This is a genomic window from Yersinia sp. 2540 StPb PI, from assembly GCF_052217165.1.
GTDB lineage: Bacteria > Pseudomonadota > Gammaproteobacteria > Enterobacterales > Enterobacteriaceae > Yersinia > Yersinia enterocolitica_E.
Window position 1 is genome coordinate 3,540,360 of sequence record NZ_JAZGQC010000001.1, and the last position, 17,047, is coordinate 3,557,406.

Genomic DNA, 17,047 nt, shown 5'->3' on the forward strand with positions numbered 1-17,047 from the left:
CGGTTTGAATAGCATTCATGCCGGTTCGCAAGGTAAGCGAACATTGCTGTAACGCCAGGGACAAAGGGTATCTGGGGAACACCATGACACATGCACATGCTCTGCGGCTCCCGCAGACACGGGATGCCATTTTCTATTGGCTGGCTTTCGCCGTGGCTGCTTTTGCCCTATTGCCCACGTTTAGCCTGGATTACGGCCTGCTTGAGGCCAGTCGTTCGGAGCTACTGGCCTCTTATGGTTGGTCTGGCCTTAATATCAGTACGCTGTGGTTTGGCCTGCCGTTACTGCTGCTTTTCAGGCCATTGTCACCCGTTGGTCGCGAACATCGCTACCGCCATCTGTTTGATGCAGGCTATGCCTTATTCTGCGCACTGCTGGTGGTGGTAAGCTCAGCCTGGCTCGGGCGCGGGTTAGGATTTGCCACTATCGGGCTGTTTATCGCTCTGGGGGCAATCATTACTCTGGCGCTGGCGCGCCTTGAATGGCTGGGTGGTGACCGTTTTGTACTCGGATCACTGGTGACTATCATTGCCCTGATCACCGTTTTTATTCTGTTCCCCAGTATTGCCATTTTTATCCCGATCTTTACCGATGAGAGTGGCGCTTTTGCACCGTGGCAGTTTATGGCAATCCTCGGTCAAGCGCATATCCTGCAAGTTATCTGGAATTCGTTCCTGCTGTCGGTGGCGGTTGGCATAGGTTGTACCTTTTTCGGTATGGTGCTGGCTATCTATACCACGCGTATTGCCAAACGCTCCGCTTTGCTGGGGCGCATCTTCTCAATTCTGCCTATTGTTACCCCACCCTTTGTCGTCGGGCTGGGTGTAACCTTGATGATGGGCCGCTCCGGCTATGTGACAGAGTTGATGGTCACTTGGTTCGGACTGACCAATACTAACTGGTTATATGGCTTCACCGGCATCTGGCTGGCACAAGTTTTAGCCTTTACGCCGATGTCATTTATGATCCTCGATGGCGCAATCAAAACTATCCACCCGTCGCTGGAGGAAGCCTCTTATACCTTGCGGGCCAGCCGTTGGCAGACCTTTATGCAGGTGTTTTTACCCTTGCTAAAACCGGCGCTGGCCAACTCATTCCTAATCGTTATTGTGCAATCACTGGCTGATTTCAGTAACCCATTAGTGTTGGGTGGTAACTTTGACGTGCTGGCTACCCAAATCTACTTCTATATCACGGGTGCACAACTTGACTATCCAGCCGCCTCCACGCTGGGGGTTATCTTACTGATGTTTTCACTGTTTATCTTCTGCATTCAGTATATGTGGATAGGTAAACGCTCTTACGTCACCATTTCTGGTAAGTCTTCTCGGGGCGATGTCCAACCATTACCGGTATCACTGGTGTGGGGCACCACCGCCATGCTGTATGTGTGGATTGCCTTTAACGTCTTACTGTATGGCAGCATTTTCTACGGCAGTTTCACCGTCAACTGGGGGGTCGATTACACCCTGACGCTGAATAACTTTAATCAGCTATTTGGTCAAGGTTTCAGTGACGGCGCATGGCCTTCTCTGCTCGATACGCTGCTCTATGCGGGTATTGCTGCCCCTATCACCGCCGCCTTTGGTCTGCTGATTGCCTATATCGTGGTGCGCCAACAGTTCCGTGGTAAAAAAACCATCGAATTCAGCACCATGTTGTGCTTCGCGGTACCGGGTACGGTCGCGGGGGTGTCCTATATTCTGGCCTTTAACAGTGCCCCGGTGTACCTGACCGGTACTGCCGCCATCGTTATTATCTCTATGGTGATGCGTAATGTGCCGGTAGGGATACGCGCGGGGATTGCCGGGCTGGGACAACTGGATAAATCATTGGATGAGGCATCACTTAGTCTGCGGGCGGGTTCGCTGCGTACTGTGATTTATATTCTACTGCCGTTGCTACGCCCGGCGATTCTATCGGCGCTGATTTACAGTTTTGTGCGCGCCATGACTACCGTCAGTGCCATCGTCTTCCTGGTAACACCTGATACACGGGTCGCCACCTCTTACATCCTTAACCGGGTAGAAGATGGCGAATACGGTATTGCCATCGCTTATGGTTCGATTCTGATTGTGGTCATGCTCGCCATCATCTTCCTGTTTGATTATCTGGTTGGCGAAGCGCGTACTGCCCGCTCGAAAGCCAGTAATGCTGAATAATGACGTACTGATAAGGCTGAATGCTATGTCTACTATAAATACAGTATCTACTCAAAAAAATCTGTCAGAGCAAAAGACAGTCACTCGCGATAAGAAACATTTCGTCGAGCTAAAACACGTCACCAAGCGTTTTGGTAGCAATATCGTGATTGACAGTCTCAATCTGGCTATCCCTAAAGGGGAAATGGTCACCCTGCTGGGGCCATCGGGTTGTGGTAAAACCACGGTATTACGGCTGGTTGCCGGGCTAGAAAAACCGTCCGGCGGACAAATCTTTATCGATGGTGAAGATGTGACTGACCGATCTATCCAGCAGCGGGATATCTGCATGGTATTCCAGTCCTATGCCTTGTTCCCGCACATGTCACTGGGCGAAAACATTGGCTATGGTCTGAAAATGCTGGGCCGGCCGAAAGATGAGATTCGAGGTCGTGTACAAGAAGCCTTAGTGTTAGTAGATTTAGACGGCTTTGCCGATCGCTTCGTGGATCAAATATCCGGTGGGCAGCAACAACGTGTTGCGCTGGCCAGGGCACTAATCCTCAAACCTAAAGTGCTGCTTTTTGATGAACCGCTCAGTAATCTGGATGCTAATTTGCGCCGCAGCATGCGTGATAAAATTCGAGAATTGCAACAGCAGTTTACTATTACCTCGCTGTATGTTACCCACGACCAAAGTGAAGCCTTTGCCGTGTCTGATACCGTGCTGGTGATGAATAAAGGTAAAATAATGCAAATTGGTGCGCCACAAGAACTGTATCGCCACCCCGCCTCGCATTTTATGGCCAGTTTCATGGGCGACGCTAACGTCTTTCCAGCCACTATTCACAGCAGTAGCGTTGAAATCTTCGGTTATCACATCCCTAAACCACAGGGATTTGCCGCCCAACGGCAACAGTCCACCGTGGGTGTACGACCAGAGGCTATCACGCTAAGTCAGCAAGGTGAGCCAAGCCAGCGGTGTACTATTAATAAAGTGGCTTATATGGGGCCGCAATATGAGGTACTGGTGGATTGGCAAGGTCAATCTTTGCTATTGCAAGTAAATGCCACACAACTGCAACCCGCCCCCGGTGACAGTTATTATCTGCAAATCCATCCCTATGGCATGTTTGTTCTGGCTGATACACCCCAGTAGACTTGTTGGCGAGCAGCGTAACAATACGTTGCTCGCTCTTTCGTTAAACAATCGGCCGCTTTTTGCGCAAGGATTGAGCTAAAAGTCAAAATTCTCAATAAGTTGCGCAAACTGTAAGCAAACAATCCAAATTTACTGTTTCCCCTTTGACATGTTCCTCATACCCCGCTATTATTCGCCCCGTTCAGACAATTCCTCTGTAGTTCAGTCGGTAGAACGGCGGACTGTTAATCCGTATGTCACTGGTTCGAGTCCAGTCAGAGGAGCCAAATTAGAGAAGCCCGCTTAGGCAACTAAGCGGGCTTTTTGTTTTAATCCTGTAGATTCACGCTCCGCCGCAGTTTTGCGACAGTTAATGTATTATCATTAATTGCATTAGGTTACCATCCGCAAACCATTATCAGATAGGACCTATCTCCCTGATATTCATACTAGAATAACCCACACAATAGATTATAGAAGTTTCCTACACCCTACTCTGAAAAGTCGTATATATTTACATTTGGAATTATAAATTAACTATTTCTTCTCTGTTTTTCTGAATAATCTATTTTAAATTTAATAAAAAAATTCCTAATTCGTTTATAATCAATTCACTAGGCAGAATAAGGTTGCGGTGATGAGTTGGCTTCAGCGGGCTATACATGAGTAAGAATCTTTTCTTGATAATCTATAATTAGAGATTAGAATCACCGAAATAGTACTTTGGGCATCGGCAGCGTGGTTCTTGTTTATCTCGTCTTGGGTAATCATTTGGAGTCGATCGGTGCGAGTGAGGAGCAGTGAATTAACTCTGCGAATCCCAAGATATAACGATTTACGGAGAGAACATGACAAAATCAGTGATGATAGTTGATGACCACCCGGCTATTCGTGTCGCCATTCGTGCATTACTATCACAAAGTAACGAATTTTCAACCATTTACGAATCGGTTGATGGCAGTGAAGCCTTAGAGATTTTAAAAAACAACCCTGTTGATCTGGTTATTATCGATATTGAGTTACCTAACTTCGATGGTTTCTCGTTGTTGAAAAAACTACAGCAACGTGGATTTACAGGCAAATCATTATTCTTGTCCGCCAAGAATGAGCAAGTTTTTGCGGTACGGGCATTACAGGCCGGTGCCAACGGTTTCATCAGTAAAAATAAAGATATTAGCGAAATTCTTTTTGCTGCACAGAACGTATTACGTGGGTATTCTTTCTTCCCCTCTGAAACGTTGACCCAATTAGCCGGGCAACCTTCCAGCCATGATCCTGTCAATCGGGCGCGGTTGTTGTCAGAACGAGAAATTAATGTTTTACGTTATCTGGTGAATGGTTTGTCAAATAAACAGATTGCCGACGAAATGTTTATCAGTAACAAAACTGTCAGTACCTATAAAACCCGCATCTTGACCAAGTTAGGGCTAAGTTCCGTAATTGAACTGGCAGATTATGCACATACCCATAATTTGGTATAATTCAGGCGGCTCTGGTTTACCACGGGCAACCTTATCTTTACCGAGTAGGTTCTCTTTGCGAATTCTTCTTTACTGTTTGCTGTTGCTTAGCGGGCAGCTTAATGCCGCAATGATGACCGGTCGTCAGGGGTGCGATACTGGGCAGCCATTGACGATACACAGTATCGCTAATAGCTACAGTGAAGATCTATTACTGACACCTTCCACGGACACTCGCCAATCAAGCCGGCGCACGGTGAAAGTGGGGGTGGTCATGGATGCCAATACTCCTTTTGTCGTTAACCGTGATGATAATGCCATTGAAGGTATTGTTGCGGATTACCTGAAAATAATCAGTGATGCCAGCCAATTATCTTTCCAGATGATCGGTTATTGCGATTACGGGTTAGTTTTGAATGCATTGGAAAATGGCCAGATTGACTTAATGGCCGGGACACCTATGCCCCCTCAGCCGGGGCTGATAGCTTCCCATGCCTTCTTTACCAACCGGCATGTCGAAGTTCGCAGCAAAAATTGGGACCCGACCAAACGTACCCACCCAGAAACGGTGGCTATCGTTAATAACGAGCCACTCTCCCCTGAGTTTTTATTTAATTATCATGCCGATAAAATTGTTGCCTACCCCAACCAATTGCAGGGGTTGTTGGCTGTCGCCTATGGTAATGCCGATGTCTTTGTCGCGAATGCCACAACAGCTAACTATCTGATTGATCAGTTACAATTGCTGACGTTGCAAATTCGTAACTTTACCCCTTATCACCCTGCCCCTTACACATTCCTGGCGAGGGAAAGTAATCAAAAGCTGATTGACTACATTAATCAGATTTTAGAATTATTACCTACCCGCGCGACCGGTGATATTCAGCAACGCTGGTTTGGTAGCAAACATCATTACAATATTGATGCCAAATTACTGTTGACCGAACAAGAGGTGAGCTGGATTCAGCACCATCCGGTGGTGAGTTATGTCGCCCCACTTGATCTGGCACCACTGATATTCCGCGATCGTCAAACCGGACAAATAGCCGGTTTCTCAGTCGATCTTATCGATATTATCGCGCGCCGAACCGGGATTAAATTTGAACCGGTCTATACCAAAGATACCGGTGAAGGGGTACGTGATTTTATCGCCGGTAAAACCGATTTACTGCCGATTGTAGCCGTTCGCAACGGTATGTATGGTAACAACCTTTACTCCTCACCAGTAGCTCAATCCTTATGGGGTATATTGACGCGCGAAGATCGCCTGGATATCAACAATGTGGCAGATCTGGCAGGAAAGCGCGTGGGGATACAAGCCGGTAGTGCTTCTGGCGGGATTATTGGTAACCCCCTGTTAGCCCAAAAGATTACCTTTGTCCAAGCCCCGGATACCATGACGCTGGTGCGTTGGTTGCAGCAAGGTAAAGTGGATGCTGTCGTTAAGAATATGATGACCGCTAACTACCTGTCAGCTCAGAATTTTAGCCCGAATATAAAAACGGTCGCGGTTGCAGGTGAAGAACCACTGATGATGGCATTTGCCATCCGCCCAGACCTGCCCGAATTAAAGGCCATTATTGATAAAGTAATTGAATCTATTCCACCAGAAGAGTTAGACAACTTAATTAGCGAATGGAGTACCTTCAAGCCTAAGCCAATAAGTTTTGATGAAGACTCATCAGATAATGAATGGCTGATGATGGCGTTGAAAATAAGTTCAGGGCTATTGTTGGTCTTCGGTTTATACCTGTGCTATCTGGTGTTCAATAAGCGCCGCCAGGCCAAGTTGCTACATGCCCGTTTGCTACAACAAGAATCGATTATCAATGCATTGCCCTTTGCAGTCTTTATTCGTACAACCAATGCCGAGTTAGCCGTTTATAACAGCCACTTTGCTGCGGCTCACCAAGATAAGCTTCACGATTTGCTCAATCAGGATATTGAACAAGCCAACTGGCCGATGACCAGTCCGCTTGATCGCGAGATAGATAAATACTGTCGTTATGTATTACAGGACAGAAAACCACAAATGGTGGATTTATCTCTTGAAATCAATGGTGAGCTACGGGATATCTTCCTGTGGATTATTCCACTGGACAATGCCGAACGCAGTTTACTGGGCGGCTGGCTGGACATTAGCCAACGTAAAACCGTTGAGCGTGAGTTAGAAGCGGCCCGTGTCGAAGCCGAAAGCGCCAACCGGACCAAGAGTACGTTCCTTGCCACAATCAGTCATGAACTGCGAACGCCAATGTACGCCATCATGGGCTTATTGGAGCTGGAGATCCGCAGCTCCCAGCCGGTTGATAAAGATACACTGGTTACCGTGTCCAAATCAGCTCAATCGTTGATGTTACTGCTTGATGACATCATCGACTCTGCCAAAATTGAAGCAGGCCAACTGAGTGTTCACCCTGCGGTGGTAGATTTCCGCCAGGAAATGGAACGGATGCTGACTATCTATCAACCCATCGCCGATGAGCGTGGGCTTCGATTCTCGGGTTGGCTGGATGACCAAATCCCTCACCTGCTGATGGCAGATATGCTCAGAGTGCGACAAGTGATGGGTAATCTGTTAGGTAACGCGTTGAAATTTACCGAACAAGGTAGTGTTTCAGTGGATGTGACTTGGGAGCCGACAGATGATAAACATGGCGTAATGAATATCGATATTACCGATACCGGTATTGGTATTTCTCCAGCGGCACAGGCAACGCTGTTCCAACCCTTTAGCCAGGCGAACGAAGGTAAATCACCCCGTTTTGGCGGCTCAGGGCTAGGGCTTTGGATCTGCCATCAATTGATTCATAAAATGGGCGGACAAATCAGCTTGGAAAGCCAGCTCGGCAAAGGCACCAGTTTGTTTATTACGTTACCACTGGAGATTGCCACTGCTGATGATTTACCGCCAGATGCGACTATTCTGCATGCCGATGAAAAGCAGTTGGACCAGTTGAAAAATCTGCGTGTTCTGGTGGTGGATGACCTTCCAGCCAACCGCCAGTTACTTCAGCAGCAATTGGCCTTTATCGGCATCGAACAGGTGATGAGCGCAGAAAATGGCGCAGAAGCCTGGAAAATATTGCAACATTACAGTTTTGATATCGTCATCACCGATTACAACATGCCGCTGATGAATGGCTATGAACTTGCCGCCCATATCCGCAATAGTCCGGCAATGAAGGAGATGATAATCATTGGCTGTACCGCAGATGCGCGGGAAGAGAGCATAACTCGCTGTTCTGATGCTGGTATGAATGATTGCATGGTTAAACCGGTGACTATTGACACCTTACGCACTGTTTTGCTGCATCAACAGATTGTCGGTAAAGATGTCGAGGCGAATTATCATCACACTACCGGCGACGATGGCATCAATGCGATGGAGATGAGCCATCAGGAAAATAGGGACTCAGCCGCGGACAACAGTGAGTCCCCAAAAACGCAACAGCCCCCTATTGTCGCAGCACAAGATAAATTGACATCGCTCTCGGGTGGCAGAGCTGAGGTAGAGTTGCAGTTATTACAATCGTTGCTGGAAAGCAATGTGCAGGATACTGCCGCGCTAACGAAACTGTTTGACCATCTGATAACGGATGATAGCAGTACGAATGCTAACGATATTTATAACGAAATGGCAACGTTGGTGCACCGGATCAAAGGTGCGGTACAACTGATTGATGCGCAAGATCTGGTAGATTGTTGTATCAGATTCGAATCCCTGTTACTCGCTCATGATAGGCCAGCCGTCATTTCACTTGGAGCAGACTATCTGAAACAGTTAAGGGAGACTAATCAGTTATTAGTTAAGCTGGTTGCCTCATACGCCGAAATAGATAGCGATACCCCCGATTAAATAAATATTTAAATAGTGCTTTCATCTAAAGCCCGCCAGACATACTTGGTGGGCTTTTTTATTTATCAAGTAATCATCCCTGCACGATAGCAAAAATATAATTTCATATTTAATCAAAATAAATCACATAAGATATTGAAATTAAAGTAATTTATAATTTTTTCTTTTTTAATCGACTAAGTTCCTACACCTTTTGTGGGAAATTTCACATATAAAACAAGGACGCCTCTCATTTTACCCGTCTCTATTTCCCCCTACACTAGCCTCGGCCCGGATACCAAATAGCACAACTCAATCACGGCTGACTTTATTCAACTTAATGATCGCTCATTGTGATGAATGCTAGAGGTCTCCGTACAACTAAATATAAATTATAAAATTAAGTAGGAATTAAATGGGAAAGACTCTAATGACGTTGGTGCTACTTACCCTGCCGGGTATGGCGTTAGCTGCAACCTCAAATAACACTATCAAGTTTCAGGGAGAGGTAGCCGAACAAACTTGCATGGTGGATATCAATGGCACAGCTAACACCCCGGTAGTTTTGTTACCAACAGTTTCGACCAGCAACCTGAATCAAGTTAATGCAGTTGCAGGTAAAACCAATTTTACGATTAACCTAACCGGCTGCAATATTGCCATTCAAGACACCAAGATTAGTTCGGTTTTTCAGGGGATGAACGTCACTTCGGCGGGTAATTTGGGCAATGTGGGTACAGCTCAAAATGTTGCTATTCAGTTACTTGATACTAATGGTGCCCCAATTCGCATGTCTGGTGGCAGTGTTGAAGTACCGGGAATCACCTTGGTCGCCGGTGCAACCTCAGCATCACAGGATCTGGCGGCTCAATATATTACGGAAGAAGGTCGTGCGACCGCCGGGAGCGTTATTGCTTCCGCACAATACGCGATCACCTATCCCTGACTATTCATGAGATCCAAGCCATATCATGAATACGTTGCCAATCGGTAACGAAGTCGAAACAAACCAGAAGTATCAAGGATAAGTAATTGCTATGACACTGATTGCCCACAGAATGATCGCCTGCTCGTTGTTGCTGCTCAGCGGCGTACCCTTATGGACGCAAGCCAGTGTTGTCATGACCGGTACTCGTATTATTTATCCCGAAGGTACGCGGGAAAAAGTAATACAGCTCAGTAACAAAGATGACCATCCGAATTTAGTCCAATTATGGATGGACGACGGTAATAACCAGTCTTCGCCATCAAAAAGTGATGTCCCTTTCACACTGACACCACAGATATTCCGTATGGAAGCCCAAAGTGGGCAAGTGGTACGGTTGTCATATGTTGAGCGCCATTTACCTAAAGATCGTGAATCAGTTTTCTATCTTAACTTCTTGCAGATCCCCGCGTTAAAAGCAGATAAGCAGACCGAAAACAAACTGGTTTTGATCGTTAATAACCGAATGAAAGTTTTTTACCGCCCTGCGGCATTAAAAGAAAATGTCGATACATTAGGTGAAAAGATACGCGTTACTCTGGATGGCACTAGCGGTGATAAAATCAAGATAAGTAACCCGACGGGTTATTATATCAGCCTGCGTGATGCCAAATTGGTCAGTGATGGGAAAACGATTTCGTTCGCCACCAGTGAGATGTTCTCGCCCAATTCGACCACTGATTTAGCCTTACCCGCTGGGGTTAAGGCCAAAAAGGGCGAAGTGCTGACGCTGAACGTGGTTAATGATTATGGCACCAACATTTCCACGAATTATCATTTGTAGTCCAGCCGTGATGATAATCCAGACTGTGCCCAGTTATAGAGATAACCAGTGAGGTTTGCTCCCTGGTTATCCTATTTGCTAACGCACGGTTTACTGGCGAGCCATTTCGTGTCAGCAGCAGAGCAGAGTAATCAAGACGAATATGTATTTGAGGATGCGTTAGTCCGCGGCTCAGCGCTCGGCTTAGGCTCCATCTCCCGCTTTAATAAAAAAGACACCTATCAAGAAGGCAAATATCAGGTTGATCTCTATATGAACAACAATTTTGTTGATCGTATAGAAATGATATTTATTGCAAAAAATGATGCGGTTATTCCCTGTTTGTCAGTCGCACTACTGCAACAAGCCGGCGTCACTGAGGAGGCGCTGAAAAACAGCGACCCAAAAGATGACTGTTTGGATTTTAAAACCACCTTGCCGGCCAGTGACTATCGCTTTGATTACGCCAAGTTGCGCTTCGACTTGTCAGTACCACAGCTGTTCGTTAAAAAAGTGCCGCGTGGCTATGTTGACCCCCATAATTTAACCTCGGGGGATACCATTGGTTTCAGCAATTACAACTTGAACCAATATCACGTGGGCTATAACAAAGATGGAATTAAGCGTTCAACCAACTCAACTTATCTCAGCCTAACCAATGGTATCAATGCTGGCATGTGGCGTTTGCGTCAACAGGGTTCATTGCGCTATGACCCTACCCGAGGAGCCAACTGGACCTCTAACCGGCTATACAGCCAACGCGCGCTGCCCGCCATAGGCAGTGAAGTGACCTTGGGCCAAACGTTCAGCGCGGGTCAGTTTTTCTCCAGTCTGGGCTTTAACGGCATCGCATTGGCCACTGATGACCGCATGTTGCCTGAATCGCAACGCGGCTATGCCCCTATTGTGCGAGGGATTGCCAGAACCAATGCCAAAGTCACGGTTTATCAAAACAATCGGTCTATTTACCAAACCACTGTGTCACCAGGACCGTTTGAATTTAATGATTTATCAGCCACCAATTTCGGCGGTGACCTGACGGTAGAAATTCAGGAAGCGGATGGCAGCGTAAGCACCTTTCAGGTGCCATTCTCTTCCGTGCCGGAGTCGTTGCGCCCCGGTTATTCCCGCTATAGCTTCGCCGCTGGGCAAGTGCGGGATCTGAGCAGTAGTGAAGTGTTCAGTGAACTGACTTATCAACGAGGGGTCAGTAACGCCATTACCGCCAATACCGGGCTACGCGTGGCGTCAGGTTATCAGGCCATCATGCTGGGGGGCGTCTTTACCCACTATATTGGTGCCTTAGGGCTGGATGCTACCTATTCGAATGCCAGCCTAGCGGATGACAACAGTTATGGTGATGAACGGCAGCAGGGCTGGATGGCGCGAGCCTCCTTCAGCCGCACGTTCGAAGCTACCAATACCACATTATCCGTGGCGGGTTACCGCTATTCTACCGAGGGTTATCGCGATTTAAGTGATGTTTTGGGGGTACGTGCAGCCCGTAATGGCAAAGTCTGGAATTCAGATACTTACCGGCAACGCAGCCGGGCAGAAATATCGATGAATCAGAGTTTTAACAGCTACGGTTCTCTGTATTTGACCGCGTCTTCACAGGATTATCGCAATGACCGCAAGCGGGATACACAGTTGCAATTAGGCTATGCCAATACTCTGTGGCGCGATACCAGTTTCAATATTGCGGTCTCACGACAAAAAACCGGAGGCGGCAGCAACGAAACCTACTTTGTCGACCCCGGTAGCGGCATGCCAGCGGCCAATGGCGCAAATATTCTTGGCATCAGCGAGACTGTGGTGCAGATGTCGGTCTCATTCCCATTAGGTGGTAGTGCGCATGCGCCGTATATCTCCGCCGGTGCTGTCAACAGTAAGCTCAGTGGCGCCAGCTATCAGACCTCATTATCCGGTGTGATGGGCGAGGACCAATCCGCCAGTTACAGTATGGATTTTGCCCGCAGTGAACAAACGAAAGAAAACACCTTTAGTGGCAGTTTACAAAAACGGCTTCCTGTCACTAGTCTGAGCGGCAGTGCGTCCAGCAGCCCTGGTTATTGGCAAGGTTCAGCCAGCGCCCGTGGGGCGGTGGCCTTCCATAGTGGCGGTGTGACACTGGGACCTTATCTGAGTGATACTTTTGCCCTGATCGAGGCCAAAGGCGCCAGTGGTGCCAAAGTGATGTATGGCCAAGGTTCAAGTATTGACAGATTTGGCTATGCACTGGTGCCAACACTCACCCCGTATCGCTACAACACCATTACGCTCAATCCTGATGGCATGGATTTCAATACAGAGCTTCAGGATGGTGAGCGGCAAGTTGCTCCCTTTGCCGGCTCAGCAGTGAAAGTCACTTTCCGCACCCTCAGCGGTTACCCGGTACTCATTACCGTCCGGCTGGCTGATGGGAGTCAGTTACCTATGGGCACCGTGGTATACAGCACGACGGCCGACGGCGACAACAGTGCTCCGCAGCAAAAGAACGAGGTTGGTATGGTTGGTCAGGCCAGCCAGGCTTATGTTCGGGCTGAAGGAACCCGAGGCACACTCATTTTGGTATGGGGCGATGCCGCCGATGAACGCTGCCAGTTAAATTACGACTTAGGCACACCCAATAACGATAAACAGTTATATAAACTCGATGCCTTGTGTGTCGTTACCCAGCATTGAATCAGAGAAACAGTATGAATCCTATAACGACTCACTACGCCAGGTTATACCGATACAAGCCCCTATTCTCACACTATATGGGGTTATTCTTTTCACTCGCATTATTGAGCATCAGCTTACCCAGTTATGCACAATGTGTTTGGAAAGGCGCCAATATCGGTGGTGATAACTACGGTGCGTCCTTGCAATTAGGCAACATCAATATAACCAGTAATTACATTCAGCCTGTCGATTCAATCCTGGCCTCCAGCATTATCAGCTTGGTACCCGCCCGTTTCTGGTCAGACCCGGAAGCGGTTATCTATGAATGTGATGTGGCCGATAAAGACAGTTTATTTGAAGTTTTTGCGACTAATGGCGACAGTAATGTCGGCGGCTACAGCAATATGGGTGATAACTATTTTCAGACTTTCTTCCCCTATACCGCATTGAAACTGACTCATGTTGATACTGGCGTCGAATTTACTCGTATCTGGCAGCAGGTCCCGTTGAGAAAGTACGACGTAGTCGGGAATAAAATTCAAATTAAGGGTAAACATTTCAGCCAAATCCGTGCTGAGCTAAAAAAAGTAGGTTCAGTAGACCGCACGCCCGGCCCTTCCAGTTGGGGATGTTCTGGCCCTGCGGCTGATAACTATTCGGGTAGCTATTCCTGCAATCAACCCAACGGTTACGTGGTATTCAAAGGGCCCGGCATGCCAGTACCGGAAACCGGCTATGACTCAGCAACCAATTACCAAACATGGGGAAGTGGCCGCTATATGGCATTTGGTATGAATACCTCTCCGGTCTCTGTCCTGACACGCAAAAATACCTGCGTAGTACGTAACGTCACACCTTATGTGGTTTTCCCTATTATCACCGTGAACGAACTTAATGATAATCAATCACGCAGCGCGGATATCACTGTCGATATCGAATGCCAGTCGGGTACGGAATCTGGCATTAATAGTGGGCAAACTGCGCTGGGCATCCAAACTTCATTACCCGGTTATCTGAAAGCACAAGGACTCGGGTTAGTAAACGCAGCCGGCGGCGTGAGTTATCTTTTATCAGACCACTATGGTACTGACAAAAATATAGCCACCGGCGTGGGAATCAGCCTGAGTGACAGCAGCGGCGCGGCAATGAATTTTGTTGGTTGGGGAGGATGTGTCAGTAATTGCAATGCCAATACCAACGCGGGTTGGTACCCGGTACTCACGGGTGCCAGTGCTAATGGCAGCAATGGTGCTGGTTATGATAACTATTCACATCACTTTGTCGCCACCTTGAAAAAATTACCTAACGGCACGCCTACTGCTGGCAAAGTCGATGCGACCGCTTACGTTTTGGTGAAGATACAATGAGACTCCTCTGCCTATTTTTACTGATGTTGAGCATCAGCCAACACACCATGGCCGGTTTAGTGGCCGGTTCAACCCGCATGATTTATCAGCCTGAATCACGTGAGCGCACCCTGATGTTGGCTAATACCAATGATTATCCGGTCGTGGTGCAGACCTGGATTGATGATGGCGATGTGGACAGCACTCCCGATCAGAGCAAAGCGCCTTTCATTGTCTTACCTGCTGTTTTCAAAATGCAGGCAGGAGCGGCTCAAGGGCTGCGCATTATCAATAAAGGTGACAATCTGCCGACAGATCGAGAGTCTGTTTATTGGCTCAATCTGTATGAAATTCCGCCTAAATCCCGGCGTAACACCGATGCTCAGGCCCAGGTTGCTATGGCGATGAATACCCAAATGAAAATATTCTATCGGCCTGATGGGCTAACGCCGAAACCGGCTGAGGCAATGAAAAAAGTCAGTTTTACCCTTAAGAAGAAAAACAAAGAATATATTCTCACCGCCCATAACCCCACACCATACCATGTCTCTTTTGGTCAGATTCAGCTAGAAAACCAACAACAACGCTTTCTGATAGCACAAGAGATGGACATGATGGTCACACCCTTTGCTGAGCGCCAATATCATTTTGAACAGCAGCCTACCTCACTCAATGGTGAAGTAACCTTGAACTATGTTTATTTTGATGATGCTGGCAATCAGCTAAAAAACAGCCAGTTAATAAAAGTGACATTGTAACAAATTACTGTTTTCACGGTTAATCGCAGAGGAATTGCAGCTCATGTAATTCCTCTGACAATTCTGGCTACCCGCCACGAAATTATTACCCTATTGAATTTAGGGGATATTTTACACATGTCCCACTTATGTTGCTTATGTCACTAAAACACACGGCTAAAAGTGTCTTTCCTACTGATTAGCGGGTTTAAATACATAACCTCGGCGTGTAATGGGCGCTTTTCGGTCACTACCGAGCCAATCACCTTCCCCAATACAAACGCGCCTCTCAGCCTTATTAAAAATAACCTCATTTGGCGGGATAACTCACGAGAAAATAAACAAGTTTGCTGAAAAACAAGCCAATAAGCTCATTCTCTCAGCAAACGCACATTTTTAGTGTTTTTCTACTTTGACAAACGTCACCACCCTCGCTATTATTCGCCTCGTTCACACGATTCCTCTGTAGTTCAGTCGGTAGAACGGCGGACTGTTAATCCGTATGTCACTGGTTCGAGTCCAGTCAGAGGAGCCAAATTCTTATTTTCATGCCGCTTATTGAATCCTTATGTGATTGAGATTCAATAAGTTAGCGTGAAAAGTGTTCCCGATGCATTTTCACTTTTCCCTACGCATCGGGAGAATTTGGTGGTCAGATTTGGGGTCAAGTTGGTTCGATTATGGAGTGACCCCATATGTCTCTCAACGACACTAAAATCCGCAGTCTCAAACCTTCTGATAAACCCTTCAAAGTTTCCGACTCACACGGCCTGTACCTCTTAGTAAATCCAGGCGGTTCACGTCTCTGGTATCTCAAATATCGTATCAATGGTAAAGAATCCCGCATTGCGCTGGGAGCCTATCCTGCTGTCTCCCTCTCTGATGCCCGTCAACAGCGCGAAGGTATCCGTAAGATGCTGGCACTGAACATTAATCCGGCGCAGCAACGTGCTGCTGAACGCATTTCATACACGCCGGAGATAATGTTTAAGGCCGTGGCACTAGCATGGCATAAGAGTAATAAAAAATGGTCGCAGAACACCGCTGACCGTCTGCTTGCTAGCATGAGTAACCATATCTTTCCGGTCATCGGGCATCTGTCAGTTACAGAGCTTAAACCGCGTCATTTCATTGGCCTGCTGAAAGGGATTGAGGAAAAAGGCATGCTGGAAGTCGCGTCCCGTACGCGACAGCATCTCAGTAACATTATGCGCCACGCCGTCCATCAGGGATTAATCGACAGCAACCCGGCAGCCAACCTTGACGGGGTGACAACACCGTCTATCAGACGCCACTATCCCGCCCTGCCACTGGAGCGTCTTCCTGAACTGCTTGAACGGATTGGCGGTTATCACCGGGGACGTGAACTTACCCGGCTTGCAGTTCTCCTGATGCTGCATGTGTTTATCCGTTCCAGTGAGCTGCGTTTTGCATGCTGGTCAGAGATTGATCTCAGAAACAGAATCTGGACGATCCCTGCTACCCGTGAAGCCATTGCAGGCGTGCGTTATTCCGGTCGCGGTGCCAAAATGCGCACGCCGCATATCGTGCCCCTCTCAGGACAGTCCATCGCCATTCTGAAACAGATTAAGAATATCGCCGGTAATAATGAACTGGTGTTCCCCGGCGACCATAACCCGTATAAACCGATGTGCGAAAACACGGTAAATAAGGCACTGCGCCTAATGGGATACGACACGAAACTGGATATCTGCGGGCACGGCTTCCGGACAATGGCATGTAGTGCCCTAATGGAATCTGGCTTATGGCCGCAGGATGCCGTGGAGCGACAGATGAGCCACCAAGAGCGGAACACCGTGCGTCTGGCCTATATCCATAAAGCGGAGCATCTCGAAGCCCGTAAGGCAATGATGCAGTGGTGGTCGGATTATCTGGATACGAGCCGCGAATGTTTTGTACCTCCCTATATTCTGGGCAGAGGAAAAAAGGGTAAGTCCATCTGATCTGT

The 17,047-nt window shown here is 47.6% G+C and carries 10 protein-coding genes and 2 tRNA genes; all 12 read left to right on the forward strand.

Annotated elements, in window-relative coordinates; genetic code table 11:
• Positions 1 to 83: 83 nt before the first annotated feature.
• The 12 genes from V1956_RS16325 (at position 84) to V1956_RS16380 (ending at position 17,042) form a co-directional block, all read left to right on the forward strand.
• Complete coding sequence (locus tag V1956_RS16325; protein WP_372558558.1) at positions 84 to 2,162, forward strand: ABC transporter permease; 2,079 nt, start codon at positions 84 to 86, stop codon at positions 2,160 to 2,162.
• 25 nt (positions 2,163 to 2,187) lie between these two features.
• Positions 2,188 to 3,300: a ferric ABC transporter ATP-binding protein gene (gene fbpC, locus V1956_RS16330; RefSeq protein WP_442825349.1), complete on the forward strand. Its 1,113-nt coding sequence runs from the start codon at positions 2,188 to 2,190 to the stop codon at positions 3,298 to 3,300.
• Between the two features lie 193 nt (positions 3,301 to 3,493).
• Positions 3,494 to 3,569, forward strand: a tRNA-Asn gene (locus V1956_RS16335).
• A gap of 561 nt (positions 3,570 to 4,130) precedes the next feature.
• Positions 4,131 to 4,763 carry a response regulator gene (locus V1956_RS16340; protein WP_004705218.1) on the forward strand — a complete coding sequence of 211 codons (633 nt, stop codon included), beginning with the start codon at positions 4,131 to 4,133 and terminating at the stop codon, positions 4,761 to 4,763.
• A 79-nt stretch (positions 4,764 to 4,842) separates the two neighbouring features.
• Positions 4,843 to 8,601 (forward strand): ATP-binding protein, encoded by a 3,759-nt coding sequence (locus V1956_RS16345; protein WP_442825821.1) that lies wholly within the window; start codon positions 4,843 to 4,845, stop codon positions 8,599 to 8,601.
• A gap of 394 nt (positions 8,602 to 8,995) precedes the next feature.
• Positions 8,996 to 9,526: a fimbrial protein gene (locus V1956_RS16350; RefSeq protein ID WP_372558556.1), complete on the forward strand. Its 531-nt coding sequence runs from the start codon at positions 8,996 to 8,998 to the stop codon at positions 9,524 to 9,526.
• 91 nt (positions 9,527 to 9,617) lie between these two features.
• On the forward strand, positions 9,618 to 10,349 hold the full coding sequence (locus tag V1956_RS16355) for a fimbrial biogenesis chaperone (RefSeq protein ID WP_420070766.1): 732 nt from the start codon (positions 9,618 to 9,620) through the stop codon (positions 10,347 to 10,349).
• Between the two features lie 48 nt (positions 10,350 to 10,397).
• Positions 10,398 to 13,013, forward strand: a complete 2,616-nt coding sequence (locus tag V1956_RS16360; RefSeq protein WP_372558554.1) for a fimbria/pilus outer membrane usher protein — start codon at positions 10,398 to 10,400, stop codon at positions 13,011 to 13,013.
• Between the two features lie 14 nt (positions 13,014 to 13,027).
• Positions 13,028 to 14,362 carry a fimbrial protein gene (locus tag V1956_RS16365; RefSeq protein WP_372558553.1) on the forward strand — a complete coding sequence of 445 codons (1,335 nt, stop codon included), beginning with the start codon at positions 13,028 to 13,030 and terminating at the stop codon, positions 14,360 to 14,362.
• On the forward strand, positions 14,359 to 15,099 hold the full coding sequence (locus V1956_RS16370; RefSeq protein ID WP_372558552.1) for a fimbrial biogenesis chaperone: 741 nt from the start codon (positions 14,359 to 14,361) through the stop codon (positions 15,097 to 15,099). The genes V1956_RS16365 and V1956_RS16370 overlap by 4 nt, the downstream gene beginning before the upstream one ends.
• A 438-nt stretch (positions 15,100 to 15,537) precedes the next feature.
• Positions 15,538 to 15,613 (forward strand) — tRNA-Asn (locus tag V1956_RS16375).
• Positions 15,614 to 15,773: 160 nt separating this feature from the next.
• Positions 15,774 to 17,042 (forward strand): tyrosine-type recombinase/integrase, encoded by a 1,269-nt coding sequence (locus V1956_RS16380; RefSeq protein ID WP_140474638.1) that lies wholly within the window; start codon positions 15,774 to 15,776, stop codon positions 17,040 to 17,042.
• Positions 17,043 to 17,047: the final 5 nt, after the last annotated feature.